The 14,714-nt window shown below is 65.1% G+C and carries 15 protein-coding genes and 2 tRNA genes; 9 read left to right on the plus strand and 8 right to left on the minus strand.

Annotated elements, in window-relative coordinates; genetic code table 11:
• From VGU00_RS14905 to VGU00_RS14915, 3 genes are all read left to right on the plus strand, one after another.
• Positions 1-934, plus strand: a 934-nt coding sequence (locus VGU00_RS14905; RefSeq protein ID WP_414713547.1) for a calcium-binding protein, incomplete at its 5' end; no start/stop codon positions are given.
• A gap of 100 nt (positions 935-1,034) precedes the next feature.
• Positions 1,035-2,792: a type I secretion system permease/ATPase gene (locus VGU00_RS14910; RefSeq protein ID WP_327469870.1), complete on the plus strand. Its 1,758-nt coding sequence runs from the start codon at positions 1,035-1,037 to the stop codon at positions 2,790-2,792.
• Complete coding sequence (locus tag VGU00_RS14915; protein WP_327469872.1) at positions 2,789-4,147, plus strand: HlyD family type I secretion periplasmic adaptor subunit; 1,359 nt, start codon at positions 2,789-2,791, stop codon at positions 4,145-4,147. The genes VGU00_RS14910 and VGU00_RS14915 overlap by 4 nt, the downstream gene beginning before the upstream one ends.
• Before the next feature lie 35 nt (positions 4,148-4,182).
• On the opposite strand, the gene VGU00_RS14920 is transcribed toward VGU00_RS14915, so the two are convergent.
• Positions 4,183-4,273: transfer RNA gene (locus tag VGU00_RS14920), tRNA-Ser, on the minus strand.
• A 74-nt stretch (positions 4,274-4,347) separates the two neighbouring features.
• Here VGU00_RS14920 and VGU00_RS14925 point away from each other — a divergent pair.
• Positions 4,348-5,361, plus strand: a complete 1,014-nt coding sequence (locus tag VGU00_RS14925) for a peptidylprolyl isomerase (protein ID WP_327469874.1) — start codon at positions 4,348-4,350, stop codon at positions 5,359-5,361.
• A gap of 5 nt (positions 5,362-5,366) precedes the next feature.
• Positions 5,367-5,681 carry a DUF1905 domain-containing protein gene (locus tag VGU00_RS14930; RefSeq protein ID WP_327469876.1) on the plus strand — a complete coding sequence of 105 codons (315 nt, stop codon included), beginning with the start codon at positions 5,367-5,369 and terminating at the stop codon, positions 5,679-5,681.
• Here VGU00_RS14930 and VGU00_RS14935 read toward each other — a convergent pair.
• The gene (locus VGU00_RS14935; RefSeq protein ID WP_327469878.1) at positions 5,671-5,817 is read right to left on the minus strand and encodes a hypothetical protein; all 147 of its coding nucleotides are present in this window, start codon (positions 5,815-5,817) and stop codon (positions 5,671-5,673) included. The two genes, VGU00_RS14930 and VGU00_RS14935, sit on opposite strands and share 11 nt — an antisense overlap.
• Before the next feature lie 101 nt (positions 5,818-5,918).
• On the opposite strand from VGU00_RS14935, the gene VGU00_RS14940 reads away from it, so the two are divergent.
• Positions 5,919-5,993, plus strand: a tRNA-Thr gene (locus VGU00_RS14940).
• Between the two features lie 52 nt (positions 5,994-6,045).
• Here the strand turns inward: VGU00_RS14940 and VGU00_RS14945 are convergent.
• Positions 6,046-6,924, minus strand: a complete 879-nt coding sequence (locus tag VGU00_RS14945) for a LysR substrate-binding domain-containing protein (RefSeq protein WP_327469879.1) — start codon at positions 6,922-6,924, stop codon at positions 6,046-6,048.
• A gap of 143 nt (positions 6,925-7,067) precedes the next feature.
• On the opposite strand from VGU00_RS14945, the gene VGU00_RS14950 reads away from it, so the two are divergent.
• Positions 7,068-9,389 carry a CDC48 family AAA ATPase gene (locus tag VGU00_RS14950; RefSeq protein WP_327469881.1) on the plus strand — a complete coding sequence of 774 codons (2,322 nt, stop codon included), beginning with the start codon at positions 7,068-7,070 and terminating at the stop codon, positions 9,387-9,389.
• On the opposite strand, the gene VGU00_RS14955 is transcribed toward VGU00_RS14950, so the two are convergent.
• Entirely contained in the window at positions 9,386-10,684 is a 1,299-nt protein-coding gene (locus VGU00_RS14955; RefSeq protein ID WP_327469883.1) for an MFS transporter, read from the minus strand. The genes VGU00_RS14950 and VGU00_RS14955 overlap by 4 nt on opposite strands.
• A 146-nt stretch (positions 10,685-10,830) precedes the next feature.
• Here VGU00_RS14955 and VGU00_RS14960 point away from each other — a divergent pair, with 146 nt between their 5' ends.
• Entirely contained in the window at positions 10,831-11,469 is a 639-nt protein-coding gene (locus tag VGU00_RS14960) for a class I SAM-dependent methyltransferase (protein WP_327469885.1), read from the plus strand.
• Here the strand turns inward: VGU00_RS14960 and VGU00_RS14965 are convergent.
• On the minus strand, positions 11,466-12,656 hold the full coding sequence (locus tag VGU00_RS14965; protein WP_327469887.1) for a phosphatidylserine/phosphatidylglycerophosphate/cardiolipin synthase family protein: 1,191 nt from the start codon (positions 12,654-12,656) through the stop codon (positions 11,466-11,468). The two genes, VGU00_RS14960 and VGU00_RS14965, sit on opposite strands and share 4 nt — an antisense overlap.
• A gap of 138 nt (positions 12,657-12,794) precedes the next feature.
• On the opposite strand from VGU00_RS14965, the gene rpoZ reads away from it, so the two are divergent.
• Positions 12,795-13,139 (plus strand): DNA-directed RNA polymerase subunit omega, encoded by a 345-nt coding sequence (rpoZ, locus tag VGU00_RS14970; protein ID WP_327469889.1) that lies wholly within the window; start codon positions 12,795-12,797, stop codon positions 13,137-13,139.
• A 56-nt stretch (positions 13,140-13,195) separates the two neighbouring features.
• On the opposite strand, the gene VGU00_RS14975 is transcribed toward rpoZ, so the two are convergent.
• The 3 genes from VGU00_RS14975 to VGU00_RS14985 are packed head-to-tail and all read right to left on the minus strand — an operon-like array spanning position 13,196 to position 14,712.
• Entirely contained in the window at positions 13,196-13,801 is a 606-nt protein-coding gene (locus VGU00_RS14975; protein ID WP_327469891.1) for a DUF3800 domain-containing protein, read from the minus strand.
• A gap of 9 nt (positions 13,802-13,810) precedes the next feature.
• The gene (locus VGU00_RS14980; RefSeq protein WP_327469893.1) at positions 13,811-14,290 is read right to left on the minus strand and encodes a hypothetical protein; all 480 of its coding nucleotides are present in this window, start codon (positions 14,288-14,290) and stop codon (positions 13,811-13,813) included.
• A gap of 35 nt (positions 14,291-14,325) precedes the next feature.
• Complete coding sequence (locus tag VGU00_RS14985; RefSeq protein ID WP_327469895.1) at positions 14,326-14,712, minus strand: hypothetical protein; 387 nt, start codon at positions 14,710-14,712, stop codon at positions 14,326-14,328.
• Between the last annotated feature and the right edge of the window lie 2 nt (positions 14,713-14,714).

The raw sequence follows: 14,714 nt of genomic DNA on the forward strand, positions 1-14,714 counted from the left end.
CGGCGGCAACGATCGCCTGTTCGGCGGTACGGGGGTCGATGTGACCACCGGCGGTGCGGGCGACGACTGGCACTATGTCGACAATGCCGGCGATCAGGTCGTCGAAGGCGCGAGCGAAGGCACGCTCGACCGGGTGTTCGCGAGCGCGAGCTACCAGCTTGGCGCCGGCGCGCATGTCGAAGTGGTCTCGACCGACAATCATGGCGGGACAGCGGCGATCAACCTCACCGGCAACGCATTGGCCAATACGATCTATGGCAATGCCGGTGCGAACACGTTGAACGGCGGCGGCGGCAACGACAGGTTGCTCGGCCTCGGCGGCGACGACCTGATCGTCCAGACGGGTGCGGCGGGCGGCCGTGCGATCATCGACGGCGGCGACGGGATGGACACCTATCAGCTCAACGGTTCGGCCGGGGCGGAGGCGTTCGTCATCTACAGCCGGGCGGCGGCCGAAGGCGCGATCGCGGGCCTCTCGCTCTCGGCAGGGACCGAAATCGTCGTGACGCGCAACGGGCAGGTGATCGCCGAACTCGACAATGTCGAGGAGATCAACGTCAACGCGCTCAACGTGTCGTCGCCCGGCGGCGTCGCACCCGGTGGATCGGGCGGCGATGGCGGCGATACCATCCAGGTGATCGGCGACTTCAATCCGACCAGCCTGAACTTCAACACGATCACCGTGAACGGCGGCGTAGGCGACGAGACGGTCGATATCTCGGGACTCACCTCGGCGCACCGGCTCGTGTTCAACTCGGGCGGCGGCGACGATCAGGTGCTCGGCGACCTTCGCGCGCAGGATGTCGTCAACGGGAGCGGCTTCGCCGGCCCGGCATCCGCTGCCGGTACCGGGCACGGGATCCGCTTCGATGCCGACATCCACGACCTCGGACGCCACGTCCTCGAGAATTCATGGGATTATATGTTCGCGTAAAGAGCATGGCGCCGGGAACCCCCCAGCCAAGCTCGGCGCCGGGAGTCCCCCCGTCCCGGCGCCACTTTTTCAGACTGACGTTTACAAGGGGGAGTATCGCATGCGTTTGTTCTGGATGCCGGTGCCACCGGCGCTGGCGGGAGCCGTCCGGGCCTGCCGGACTCACTTCGCGCTCGCGGCAATCTTCAGCGCGCTGATCAACATCCTGTATCTCGCGCCGACCATCTATATGATGCAGGTCTACGACCGGGTGGTCCCGACCAACGGTGCCCTGACATTGTTGTTCATCACCATCATCGTCGGGATCGCCATTGCGACCTTGTCTGCGCTCGATGCGATGCGAATGCGGCTGATGACCCGCGCGTCGCTCCGGCTCAACCGGCTGTTGGCGGGCGAGATACTCGACAAGTTGCTTGCCCGGTCGCGCGCGCTTCCCGGCGATCCGTCGACCCAGCAGGCGATGCGCGAATTCGATACGCTGCGCCAGTCGCTGGCCGGCCCGGCGATGACCGCCTTGTTCGACGTCCCCTGGACACCGCTCTATCTGTTCGTCGCCTTCCTCATCCATCCGGTGCTCGGCCTGCTCGTGCTTGGCGCGGGATTCATCCTCGTTACGCTCGCGATCACCAACGAGAAGCGCGGCAAGGCGAAGGCCGAGCAGGCGCATCAGGCGAACGGGCTGGCCTATGAATCGCAGGAGGTGATGCTGCGCCGCGCCGAAGTCGTGCGGTCGCTGGGAATGCGGCGCGCGCTCGTCTCGCGTCATATCCGTCAGCGTAGCGTGGGGCTCGACGCATCCGCCGACCTCCAGTTTTCGAGTAGCCGCTACAATTCGCTCGTCAAATTCGTGCGGATGTTCATGCAGTCGCTGGCGCTGGGGGTCGGGGCATGGCTCGCGATCAACGGCCAGATATCGGTGGGTGCGATCATTGCCGCGTCGGTGCTGCTCAGCCGCGCGCTGCAACCTGTCGAACAACTGGTGGGGCACTGGCCGAATATCATCCAGTCGCGTCAGGCGATGCAGACGCTGGGCCGACTGTTCGAACAGGCGGCGTCCGAGCCCGCGACCCGCACGACCCTGCCCGATCCCAAAGGTGCGGTCGAACTCGATCGCATCGTCATTCGCACGGCCGATGGCAGCGCGATCCTGCTCAAGAATATATCGCTCAAGCTGACGCCGGGCGAAGTGCTGGGCGTGATCGGTCCGTCGGGTGCAGGCAAGACGACTTTGGCGCGCGTCGTTGCCGGCGCGCTTCCTCCCGATTTCGGCGAAATCCGCGTCGACGACGCCAGCATGGCCGACTGGGACCATGAGCAGCTCGCGCAGCATATCGGCTATGTGCCGCAGGACTGCGGCTTGCTGCCGGGAACGATCAGCGAAAATATATCACGCTTCGCGAGCGAACGCGGCGTTCCGCGGCCGATCATCGACGTCGAGGTGGTGGAGGCCGCGCGAATGGCCGGCGTCCATGAACTGATCCTGCACCTGCCCGCGGGCTATGACACCACTATCGAGGGCAGTGGCCACAAGCTGTCGGCGGGTCAGGCACAGCGCATCGCGCTGGCACGCGCGCTTTATGGAAAGCCCAGCATACTTGTCCTCGACGAGCCCAATTCGGCGCTCGACAGCGAGGGCGAGGAAGCCCTGAGCCGCGCGATCGCGGCGGCGAAGCTGAAAGGCGCCGCGGTCATGATCGTTGCGCACCGCGCTGCGGTGCTGGCGGGCGCAGACAGGCTGGCGGTCCTTTCCGAAGGCGCGTTGGCCGCGATCGGCCCGCGCGACGAGATTTTCGCTGCGCTGAAGAAGTCCGCCGCGAAACAGAATGTTGTCCCCATCAACGAAGGAGGACGGCCATGAACGCCATGATGTGGAAACCCCCGACGATGACCGACCCGAATGGGGAAGATGCCGCCGACCGGCCCCACCGCGAACTGCGCATCGGCGGCGCGATCGTCGCGCTGTTCTTTCTGGGCTTGCTCGGATGGGCCGCGCAGACGCCGCTCGACGCCGGAGCCTATGCGCAGGGTGTCATCGCCGTGTCGGGGAACCGGCAGGCGGTCCAGCACCGCGACGGCGGCATCGTCACGGCGCTGCATGTCGCCGAGGGGCAGACAGTCACGAAAGGGCAGGCGTTGCTCAAGATTTCGGCGTCCGAACTGGTGGCGACCGAACGCGGCCTGACCGGCGAGATCATCGCGCTGCTCGCGCAGCGCGCGCGGCTTGTCGCCGAACAGAACCGGCTGTCGTCGGTCGGCGAGCCCGCCGAGTTCGCGGCCTTTGCACCCGAAGATCGCGCGCTCGCCGCCGAGGCGCTGCGCGGACAGCGCCTGCTGTTCGAGGCGCGGCGCAATTCGCTCCAGACGCAGCGCGGCGTGTTGGGGCAGCGGATGCGCCAGCATTCGGAACAGATCAACGGCTATGCCTATCAGATGCAATCGAACAAGGAGCAGCAGCGCCTGATCGGCGAGGAGCTCGACGGGCTGCGACAACTGCTCCCCAAGGGCTTTGTCTCGATCAATCGCGTGCGCGGCATGGAACGGACCGCTGCCGAGCTCGATGGCGCCTATGGATCGTATCGCGCCGACATCGCGCGCTCTTCGGAGGCCATCGGCGAGGCGCGGATGCAGGTGGTCGCGCTCGACAAGCAGATGATGGAGGAAGTCGCGGCCCAGATGCGCGAAGGCCAGATCCGGCTGGACGAACTGCAGCCCAAGCTCGTTTCGGTCCGCGAGCAACTGGCGCGATCGACGGTTCGCGCGCCGGCGAGCGGGCGTGTCGTCGGGCTCAAGATCTTCACCGTGGGCGGCGTCGTCGGGGCGGGCGAGACGGTGATGGAAATCGTGCCGCAGGACCGCGCGCTGGTGGTTGAGGCCAAAGCCTCGCCGACCGATGCCGACGACCTCCGGCCCGGTATGGATACGCAGGTTCGGTTTACCGCGCTGCAGGAACGCAACCTGCCGATATTGATGGGGCGGATCTCGAAGATTTCGGCCGACAGTTTCGAGGATGAGCGAACCGGAATGCGGTTTTTCAAGATCGAACTGCTCGTACCGCCGAGCGAACTCGCCAAGCTGCGGCAGGTCAGGGAGGACGGCGGTCTGCGCGCCGGGTTGCCGGTCGATGTCATGATTCCGCTGCGGAAGCGAACGGCGCTATCCTACCTGATCGAGCCGCTCACGCAGACATTGTGGATGGCCGGGCGGGAGAATTGAGGCGCCGCCGATGCGCGAGCAATATTGGGGTGGGATGGCGGAGCGGGAGGGATTCGAACCCTCGATACGCTTTTGACGTATACTCACTTTCCAGGCGAGCGCCTTCGACCACTCGGCCACCGCTCCGCATGCACTGGAACGCGCGCCCTAATCGCTTGGCGGGGCTTTCGCAAGCCGATTGGGCGTGGCAGACATTCGGCATGAAACATCTGCTCCCGACCGTCGCTGTCCTGTCGCTCGCCGTTCCTGCCTTGGCGCAGGAAGCCACGCCGCCCCCTTCGCCCGGCGAGATTGCGGCGGCAGCTCCAGCGCGCGACTGGGTCGCTATTGCTCCGTCGGACCTGCTGGTGATGGACCTTGCCCCCGACGCCAAAAGCAGGCCGCGCCGCGTCGTCATCCAGTTGATGCCGGCGCCATTCAGCCAGGGATGGATCGGCAATGTCCGCAAGCTTGCCGCTGCGCATTGGTGGGATGGGACGAGCGTCAACCGCGTGCAGGACAATTATGTCGCGCAATGGGGCGATGCGACCGAGAAGAAGCCGCTGCCGCAGGGATTGGCGGCGCTGAGCGAAGACGCATATTCGCTGGCGTTAGACGGAATCACCTATTGGGAGAATCCCAAGACCAATGCGATGCGCCTCAAAGCGGTATGGCTCAGTCCCGAAGCCTTCGAGGGAGGCCCCATCATCCGCGACGATTCCTACGCGGATGCCGGCATGTTCTGGAAAGGCTGGCCGGTGGCGATGGCCGGCGACGCGAAGGCCGACGAAATATTTGACCGCGGGAAATATGTCTGGCCCGTCCACTGCTACGGCATGGTCGGAGTCGGCCGTAACATGTCGCCCGATACCGGGAGCGGCGCCGAGCTATATGCCGTGATCGGTCACGCGCCGCGCCATCTCGATCGCAATATCGCGGTCGTCGGCCGCGTCGTCAGCGGCATCGAATATCTGTCGAGCCTGCCGCGCGGGACCGAAGAACTGGGATTCTACAAAACCGAAGCCGAACGGACGCCGATCGGGTCGATCCGCATCGCCAGCGATCTGCCCGCGGCGGAGCAGCCGCGGTTCGAATATCTCTCGACCGAAAGCGACAGTTTCGCGCGCTACGCCGACGCCCGCGCGAATCGCCGCGATCCCTTCTTCATCAAGCCCGCGGGCGGCGCCGACATCTGCAATATCCCGGTGCCCGTGCGTCCGGTCGTGGCGAAATAGCGGCGTTGGAGGATTTCACCGTCACGACGCCGCTCTGGCGCTGGCAATCAGCGACGGCGCCTGCGGCCTGGTTCTTCGTCACCATCGCGGGTGAGGCCGCCGACGGGATTCGCCTCGCTGCCATCGGCGGCCAGTGGCTCGACGGGCGCAAGGGCTTCGGGTCGGCCAAAGTTCGCGCGGCGATCGGCGATACCAGTTGGACCACCTCGGTCTTCCCGCACAAGGAAAGCGGCGGCTGGCTGTTGCCGATCAAGGCGGCGGTGCGCAAGGCGGAAGGGATCGTCGAGGGCGATGAGGTGACGGTAACGGTCAGTCTTTAGCCGGATTTTCGCCCTTTGCCTCGCGCGCCTGCGCCTTGCGCTTGCGCAGATTGTCGCGCAGCGCCTCCGCGAGACGGCGTTCGCGTTCGAGATCGGCGGGGGAAGGCGTCTTGCTCACGCGGCGGGTCTTGCCCATGAAATTGCCCCATCGTCAAGCCTCGCACCTTGACAGGCGAGAGACGCCCCGCCATAGGCCGCGCCTGCCCGGCAAACACCGCGTTTGGGGGCGATCCGGTTGCTGCTGTAGCTCAGTGGTAGAGCGCGTCATTGGTAATGACGAGGTCGACAGTTCAATCCTGTCCAGCAGCACCATTTTCTCCGACCATCGTCGATCGAGCAAAACCGGCACGCGAGCGCCGCCCGGTCAGATTTTGGCCGCCAGCAACCAGTCGTGGAACAGCTTGACCGCAGGCTGGCGCAGCGCGCGCGGGCGGCAGACGAACCAATAGCTGTACGGGCTGTCGACGTCGAAATCGAAGAGGCGGACGAGCCGCGGGTCGTTGGCATCGTCGAGGTGATGGCCGTGCATGAAGGCCACGCCGATGCCCTGCGCCGCGGCTTCGAGCATCAGCGGCCCCGAATCGAAATAGTCGATACCGGCAGGCTCCAGATAGGGCATGCCGATCGCCTTTTTCCATTCGGTGAAGGTTTCGGGCATTTCGCGGTGGAGCAGGACCGTCATCCGCTGCATCTGTTCGGGCACGGTGATCGGGCGGTTGTCGTCGACCAGCGTTCGCGAGGCGATGGGGAACACCTTGTCCTGATCGAGCCGTGCCGCGTAGAGCGCGGGATCGATCGACCGCGCGAGGGCGATCGCGGCATCGATCCCTTCGCCCAGCCGCGCCTCGGCATGCGACATGGTGTCGATATCGATGTGAAGCTCGGGATGCTGGCGCCGCAATTCGGGCAAGCGCGGAAACAGCCGTTGCTGTGCAAAGAGCGGCAGGACGTTGAGATGCAGGCGAAGCGACGCGTCGGGGCTTCCGACCTGGCCGATGACGGTGCGCAGCTCATCGAGGATCGGCGAGAGTTGTTCGTGCAGCGCACGACCCGTTTCGGTCAGGCTGAGGCCATGATGGTGACGATTGAAAAGCGGGCGCCCCACCGCATGTTCGAGCGTCTGGATCCGCCGCGATAGCGCGGGCATCGACAGGCCGAGCTCGATCGCCGCGGCCTTGACCGTGCCGTGGCGCGCAACCTCCAGAAAGGCTTCCATGCTGCTGATCGGAGGAAGGCGTGGCATATCGGTTGCCGATGATGGCATGGCCATGACCGACATACCAGAATTTTGTGCGGTGCGGCATAAATTGGCGTGCGGGCAGGGGTCGCAAATCGGGAACGACAACCCTATCTTTCGCATTCTGACCTTTTTGAGGGAGACGCGCTTTGGCCGACGCAGCGGTAAAAGAAAAAGAAGTGAAACTGCAGGTCGCGAATTCGCGCGCCGAGGAAAGCGGCGGCGGGATCGCCCGTATTCCGCGTTCGGCGATGATCGAACTGGGCGTCACCGAGGGCGACATCGTGCAGATCAGCGGCAAGCGCCAGACCGCGTCGCGCGTCGTCGCGCCCTATGCCGAGGACGAAGGGCTGGAAGTGATCCGGCTCGATGGCCTCCAGCGCGCCAACGCCGGCGCCGGTGCGGGCGATATGGTCGCGCTGAGCCGCGTCGAGACGCGCCCGGCGACGCGCGTGGTGTTTGCGCCCGCGCAGGAAAATCTGCGCTTGCAGGGATCGGCGAATGCGCTGAAGCGCAGCTTCTTCGGTCGTCCGGTCGTTGCGGGCGATACGGTGGCGACCGCCGGCCAACAGCGGCTCGAATCGGGCAATATGCCCCCACAGCTTCGCCAGATGCTCAACGCCCCGGCCTATGCGCTCGCCGAAGTGCGCCTGCTCGTCGTGTCGGCGAGCCCCAAGGGCGTCGTCTTCATCGACGAGAATACCGAAATCGAGCTGCTGCCCGAATATCAGGAGCCGCAGGACGCGCGCCGCACGGACGTCACCTATGACGATCTGGGCGGGCTCGGCGAGACGATCGACCAGCTGCGCGAAATGGTCGAATTGCCGCTTCGTTATCCCGAACTGTTCCGCCGGCTGGGCGTCGACCCGCCGCGCGGTGTGCTGCTCCATGGTCCGCCGGGCACGGGAAAGACGCGGCTGGCGCGTGCGGTCGCGAACGAGAGCGACGCGCAATTCTTCCTGATCAACGGCCCCGAAATCATGGGCAGCGCCTATGGCGAGTCCGAAAAGCGGCTGCGCGACGTGTTCGAACAGGCGACCAAGGCCGCGCCCTCGATCCTGTTCATCGACGAGATCGATTCGATCGCGCCCAAGCGCGGGCAGGTGCAAGGTGAGGCCGAAAAACGGCTCGTCGCGCAGCTGTTGACGCTGATGGACGGGCTCGAACCGCGTACCAACCTTGTCGTGATCGCGGCGACCAATCGCCCCGATGCGATCGACGAGGCGCTGCGCCGCCCGGGCCGGTTCGATCGCGAGATCGTGATCGGCGTTCCCGACGAGAGCGGACGGCGCGAGATCCTCGGTATCCATACGCGGGGCATGCCGCTCGCCGACAATGTCGATCTTGCCGAACTGGCGCGGACGACTTTCGGGTTCGTCGGCGCCGATATGGCGGCGCTGACGCGCGAAGCCGCGATCGAGGCGGTGCGCCGGATCATGCCCAAGCTGAATCTCGAGGAGGGGACGATCCCGCCCGAGGTGCTGGAAGAGCTTCGCGTCACGCGCGAGGATTTCAACAATGCGCTGAAACGTGTCCAGCCGTCGGCGATGCGCGAAGTGATGGTGCAGGCGCCGAAAACGCGCTGGAGCGACATCGGCGGGCTCGACGCGGCACGCGACAAGCTGATCGAAGGGATCGAGCTGCCGCTAAAGAATCCCGAGGCATTCCGCCGGCTGGACATTCGCCCCGCGAAGGGCTTCCTGCTCTATGGTCCGCCGGGCACGGGCAAGACGCTGCTCGCCAAGGCCGCCGCGCGCGAGTCCGACGCCAATTTCATCTCGATCAAATCGTCGGACCTGCTGTCCAAATGGTATGGCGAGAGCGAGCAGCAAATCGCGCGCCTGTTCGCGCGGGCGCGTGCCGTCGCGCCGACGATCATCTTCATCGACGAACTCGACAGCCTGGTGCCCGCGCGCGGCAGCGGGACCTCGGGCGAGCCGCAGGTGACCGAGCGCGTCGTGAACACGATCCTCGCCGAGATGGACGGGATCGAGGAGATGCAGTCGGTCGTGGTGATCGGCGCGACGAACCGCCCGAACCTGATCGACCCCGCGCTGCTGCGCCCGGGGCGGCTCGACGAGTTGATCTATGTTTCGGTGCCCAATGCCGAAGGGCGCAAGCGCATCCTCGAAATCCAGACGGGCAAGATGCCGCTGGCTCCCGACGTCGACTTGTCGGTACTCGCGGAAAAGTCGGACCGTTTCACCGGAGCGGACCTTGAAGACCTGACCCGCCGGGCTGGCCTTGCCGCGCTGAAGCGCTCGCTCGACAGCGATTCGGTGACGATGGAGGATTTCGAAACCGCGCTGAAGGATACGCGCGCCTCGGTGACCGAGGCGATGGAGAAGGATTATGAAAAGATCCAAGGCGAGATCAAGCAGGCGGCGATGAGCGTCGACCCGATCGGCTTCTTCGCGCCCGGAATGCTCAAGCCTTCGCGCGAACGAAAGCATGAGGAACCCAAGGATTAAGTCGCGGGCTGGTCCTGCTTCAGGGCGGACCAGCCCCATACCACCAGCCAGCCGCAGAAACCGGCCATCAGGCTGTAAGCCGCCATCGGGTGCCAATTGTAGAGAAGCACGCCGATAGCGGGCGAGACGATATAGGCCGATCCGTTGATCGACGCGGTCATGCCGGCGACGCTGCCCTGATCGCGCCGGGGCACGGAAAGCGACGCGCCCGCGGTAAAGCCGGGACGAAACAGACCGAAACCGAGCGAGCCGGTGGCGAAGCCGATGGTAATCGCATGCTGATCCTGCGCGAGCCCCGTCATCAGGATGCCGACGCCTGCAAGCGTGGCGCCCCACAATACCGTCGAGCGCGGCGTGAGCTTGAACAACGGGATGAGCCCCCATTGCGCGAGCAATGTGGCAACCGCGCCCGACATCAGGACCGTTCCGGTTATGTCGGCGCCGATTTCGGGCGTCGGTCGCAAATGAAGCCGGTCGAGGATCAGGAAGCCGATGACACCGAGCATCATCGCTTGCGCCTGACCGCCGAAAAAGCCGGCGAGCAACCAGGGGCGCACGCGCCCGTCACGCCAGCCGAGCACCTCCTGCGCCGGCGCATCGGGCTCATTCTCTTCTTCGCCGGTGGGCTCTGCCGGTCCGGCGGAAAGCGGATAGGGTGCGATTGCACCGCGCGCGGCAAAGCGCGGCGTGTCGTTGGGCAGGCGCCAGCGCAGCATGACGAGGACGATCAGGCCGATCAGCGCAAAAACGAACATGGGTCCCGCGAGCCCGACGACAGGGAGAATGAAATAGGGCGCGACGGCCGGCCCGATCACCGTACCGAGACCGAAGGAAGAGGAAACGAGCGACAAGGCCTGCGTACGCTGGGCAGGGTCGGTACGCGACGCCACATAGGCCTGAACGGCAGGCGGCGAGGCCGAGCCCAGCCCGCCATAAAGGCTGCGGAACAGGGCAAAGGCCACGAAGGTGATGCCTGCGCCGATCAGGCCGTTCAGGCCGGCCCACAGGACGAGCCCGCAAAGCGCCATCGAGGACAGAAAGCCGACAACGCCGAGCGCCATCAGCGCCTTGCGGCCGCGTTTGTCCGACTGGCGCGCCCAGTGCGGCGCGGTCAGCACCCACAATAGCGCCGACCAGCTGAACGCCAGGCTGACCCAGACGTCGGGAATGTGCAGTTTTGCACCGATTGCGGGGAGGATCGACTGCATTGCCGTGTTGCCCGCAGCCGCCACCAGCATGACAGCGAACAGCACCGCCATGCGGTCCGAGGGGATGGAATGCGATGTCGTCGCCATGTCCGCCCCTCCTTTGTCATTGTCTGTAACGCAGCCTCTCCCTACACGCGAGCGCGGGTCTGTCCAGAGTCAAGACCGACTCTTTCCTTGCGCCATCGCGCTGATTTTGCCACGCCTTGTGCGACTGCAACAATGCGAAAGCCGACATGACCAATCCGCGGGCGCAGGCCCAAGAAACGAAAGCCCCGCTGGCCCGTCGGCTGCGCGTGGGTCTCAAGCGCTTTTTCGGGCCGTGGGGCATGTTTGTCCGCGGCTTCATCAAGCATCCGGTCATGGTGGGATCGATCGTGCCTTCGTCGCCGACGCTGATCCGCCACATGCTGCGTCCGGTCGACTGGAAGAACACCAAGCTGTTCGTCGAATATGGTCCGGGCGTCGGTACCTTCTGCCGCCCCGTGCTCGAACGGATGGCGGGCGACGCGACCCTGATCGCGATCGACACGAACGAGGATTTCATCGACTATCTGCGCAAGGATATTCGCGACAGCCGCTTCATCGCGGTCCACGGCTCGGCGGCCGATGTCGAGGAAATCGTGCGCGCGCATGGGTTCGAAAAGGCCGACTATGTCCTGTCGGGCCTGCCTTTCTCCACGCTGCCCGCCGGTGTCGGTCCCGCGATTGCTGCGGCGACGCACCGCGTGCTGCGCCCCGGCGGGGCCTTCCTCGTCTATCAGTTCCGTGCCCGCGCGCGCGATTTTCTCGCCGCGCATTTCAACCGCATCGACAATGCGTTCGAATGGGTCAACGTTCCGCCCTGTTTCCTGTTCTGGGGCTGGAAGGACTAGACGTCCGGATCGGGGTCGCCGAGGCCGAAGTTGAGCTTTCGCGACACGGTATAATCGACGATGCCGACGACGAACCAGGCGAGCGTCCAGCGGATGCGCGTCAACCAGTTACCGCGCGCCTTGTGCGAATCCGCCGTGATGACCTCGCAATCGGGCCTCTGGCTCGTCAGGAAGTTGCGCATCTTTTCGGCAAAGCCCGCGTCGACGATGCGCACCATCACTTCGACGTTCACGAACAGGCTGCGGACGTCGAAATTGGCCGATCCGATATAGACGACATCGTCGATGACGATCAGCTTCATATGCAGCCGGCAGGGCCGATATTCCCACACGTCCGCAGTCTTGCGCAGCAAATAGCCGTAGAGGAGGCGCGACGCGCCGATCGTCGCGGGATTGTCCGACTTGCCCGCCATGACGAAGCGTGCGCGCCCGCGCCGGGCGACGCGGCCAAGCCGGCGAAGCATGCCTTGCCCCGGTGAAAAATAGGCCATCGCCATGTCGAGTTGCCGGGCGCTTTCGAGATCGGAGCGCACGGCGCGCGCCCAGGGGGAGAGCCGCTGCGTCGGGCCGCCTACGAGCCATGATACAGCCCCGCCGTCGACCGGCCATTCGCGGATCAGGCGGCGCAGGATCAGCAGCTTTCCGTCGTCGTTCACCGTGTAATCGTGGATTTCGGCAAACCATTGCGCTGCGCGAACGACGGTCGGGCCCTTCACGATCATTCCGATATCGAACCAGCAGTCGCTGCCCGGCGCGCTCAGATAATCGTTCGCGATGTTAAATCCGCCGGTAACGGCGATATATTCGTCGATCAGGATCAGTTTCTGATGATTGCGGATCAGATAGGTCGAACGCCAGCGGCGCGAGAAGAAGGTCACGCTGCCGCCCGCCGCGCGCAGCGGAGCGAACAGCGCGTCGGGTGTATCGCCCGACCCGAAACTGTCGATCACCGCGCGGACGCGAACACCGCGTTGTGCGGCGACGAGCAGGGCATCGAGAATCTTCACGCCGGCGCCGTCGCCCTCGAATATATACATGATGATGTCGATGCTGTGCGCGGCGCCGTTGATCAGGTCGAGCAAACGGGTCAGCCGCTCGCTACCGTCGAATATCATCTCCAGCCGGTGCCCGGCGACATCCGCCGTCAGCCGTTGGGACAGATCGACGGTGGCGCAGGCTTCGGTCATCGCCCGGTCATAGGCTGGCGGCGGCGCGCGCCGCAAGGGGAGGGCTTTGATTGACATCGCGGGGCGAGGCTGCTAGCGCGCAGCGCTTGCCGCCATGCCCTGAAAAGGCTGGCCTCTCCTAATTTTTAAGGAAACAACATGGCCCGCGTTACCGTCGAGGATTGCGTCGACAAAGTCCCCAACCGTTTCGACCTGGTTTTGCTGTCGGCGCACCGCGCTCGCGAAATCTCGGGCGGTTCGGAACTGACCGTCGACCGCGACCGCGACAAGAACCCCGTCGTTGCACTTCGCGAAATCGCCGAACAGACCGTGCGTCCGAAGGATCTGCAGGAAACGCTCGTCGGTTCGATGCAGAAGGTCGTCGTCGACGATGACGATACGCCCGATGAAATCAGCTCGATCAGCCGTTCGGCCGAAGCGCTTCGCCTCACCGCCGCGGCGCCGCCGCGCAGCCCGGCAGGTGGTGGCAGCGACTTCGAATAAGCGCGGATCGCAATCGATCACCAAGGGGGCCGCAGGAAACTGCGGCCCTTTCCGTTTCAGCCGACGTGCGTCAGTTCGGCGATGCGGATCGCCCTGGAAGCGAGCATCGGGTCGAGAATACGCTGAATCCGGTGCGCACGTTGCGACTGGACGGTGATGTTGAACAGGCTGTTGGCGATGACGTCGGCGATCTGAACGCCGTCGCTACGGCGACTGTCGGCAAGCGACGCGCGCCCCCACTGGCCAAGGCCGGCCTGAATATCCTCACGGACATGCCCGAGAATTTTCGGATCGTAACGACCGTCGTCGATCACGACGTCGGTGCACACGCCGCCGGTTTCGGGAAGCCAGCGCCCGATCGCGAGGTTGAGCAACGCTGCATAAAGCGCGAGGTCGCTAGGCAGCGTGCCGCCCGGGTTTTGCGACAGTTTGTCGCGCTCGGCGACCGCAACCCACGCGCGGCCGCCGGCACGGTCGAACAGTTCGAGCAGATAGGCCCGCTCGACGATGCTGATCCGGCTGCCCTTGAGCTCGCCGCGCAGCCCGGTGACGCCGCGAAAGCGCTCATGGATTTCACTGGCGGCTTTTGGCGTCAGCATCACCGCCGAAAAGGTCATCGCGCCAGCGTTGAGACCGCCCGATTCATCGCAATAGATCGTCATTTCGGGGCGCTAGCGGACGCGGCCGAAAAAGGCGACCGTTCGGGTCTGGCCGGGGCCAATCGCGTCGGTCCAGTTCCAGCGGACATGTGTAACGTCGGCAGCGGTCGCGGCCCGCGGCGCCGCCCCGCCGACGGGCACAGTCAGGTCGGAGAGAGGTGAGAATTGCTTGCCGCCGTCAATCGAGACAGCGAATCCTGCCGGATCGTCCGTGCCGTCGAATAGCAGGGCCAACGGGATCGGGTTGGATATGACGACCCCCGATGCGGGCTCCGCGCCATTGTTGGTGAAGGCGAGCGAGATGCGCACACGGTCGCCCGGAACGACGACATCGGGCGTGACATAGGTCTTGCCGCCGGGCTGGCCGTCCTGGCCCGTGGTCGTTTTTTCGACTTCGACCTTGGTCGAGAGATTGCCGTTGCCCTGCGCCGCGGCGGGTAGGCTCGTTACGAAAGCCGCGAGGGCCAACGCTTTCCACATCTTGCCGGTCATCGCCGTCTCCTTTGGTCCACGACCCTCATGGCGTATCAGGCGGGGCAGGGGTAGCGTTTCTTCATCAGGGCATCGAAGGCCGAGTTGATGCTGACCGTTTTGCGGACGGCAACGGGATAGCTCCGCAGATGGGCGAGCCATTGATCGGGGGTCAGCGTACCCGTTTCGGGTGGGCAGCTTGTCGTTTTCAGCCCCGCCTTGCGTTGGGCATCGATCCGCGCCTTGTAGCGCTTGCCCGCGGCGACGACTTCGCCCTTGAGCTGATTGCCCTGCGGCGTCGCGAGCGCGAGCGGGCCCAACCGTTCGAGTGAAGCCGCGCGCGCGAGAAAGGCGGCGACGCTCATATCGCCGGGTGCCATGCCGCAGAGCAGCGGCAGGGCGAGGAGGGCCGGTGCGATGCGTACGCATTTCCACTTGGTCATGC

Origin of the sequence: Sphingopyxis sp. (assembly GCF_035944815.1) — a bacterium.
GTDB lineage: Bacteria > Pseudomonadota > Alphaproteobacteria > Sphingomonadales > Sphingomonadaceae > Sphingopyxis.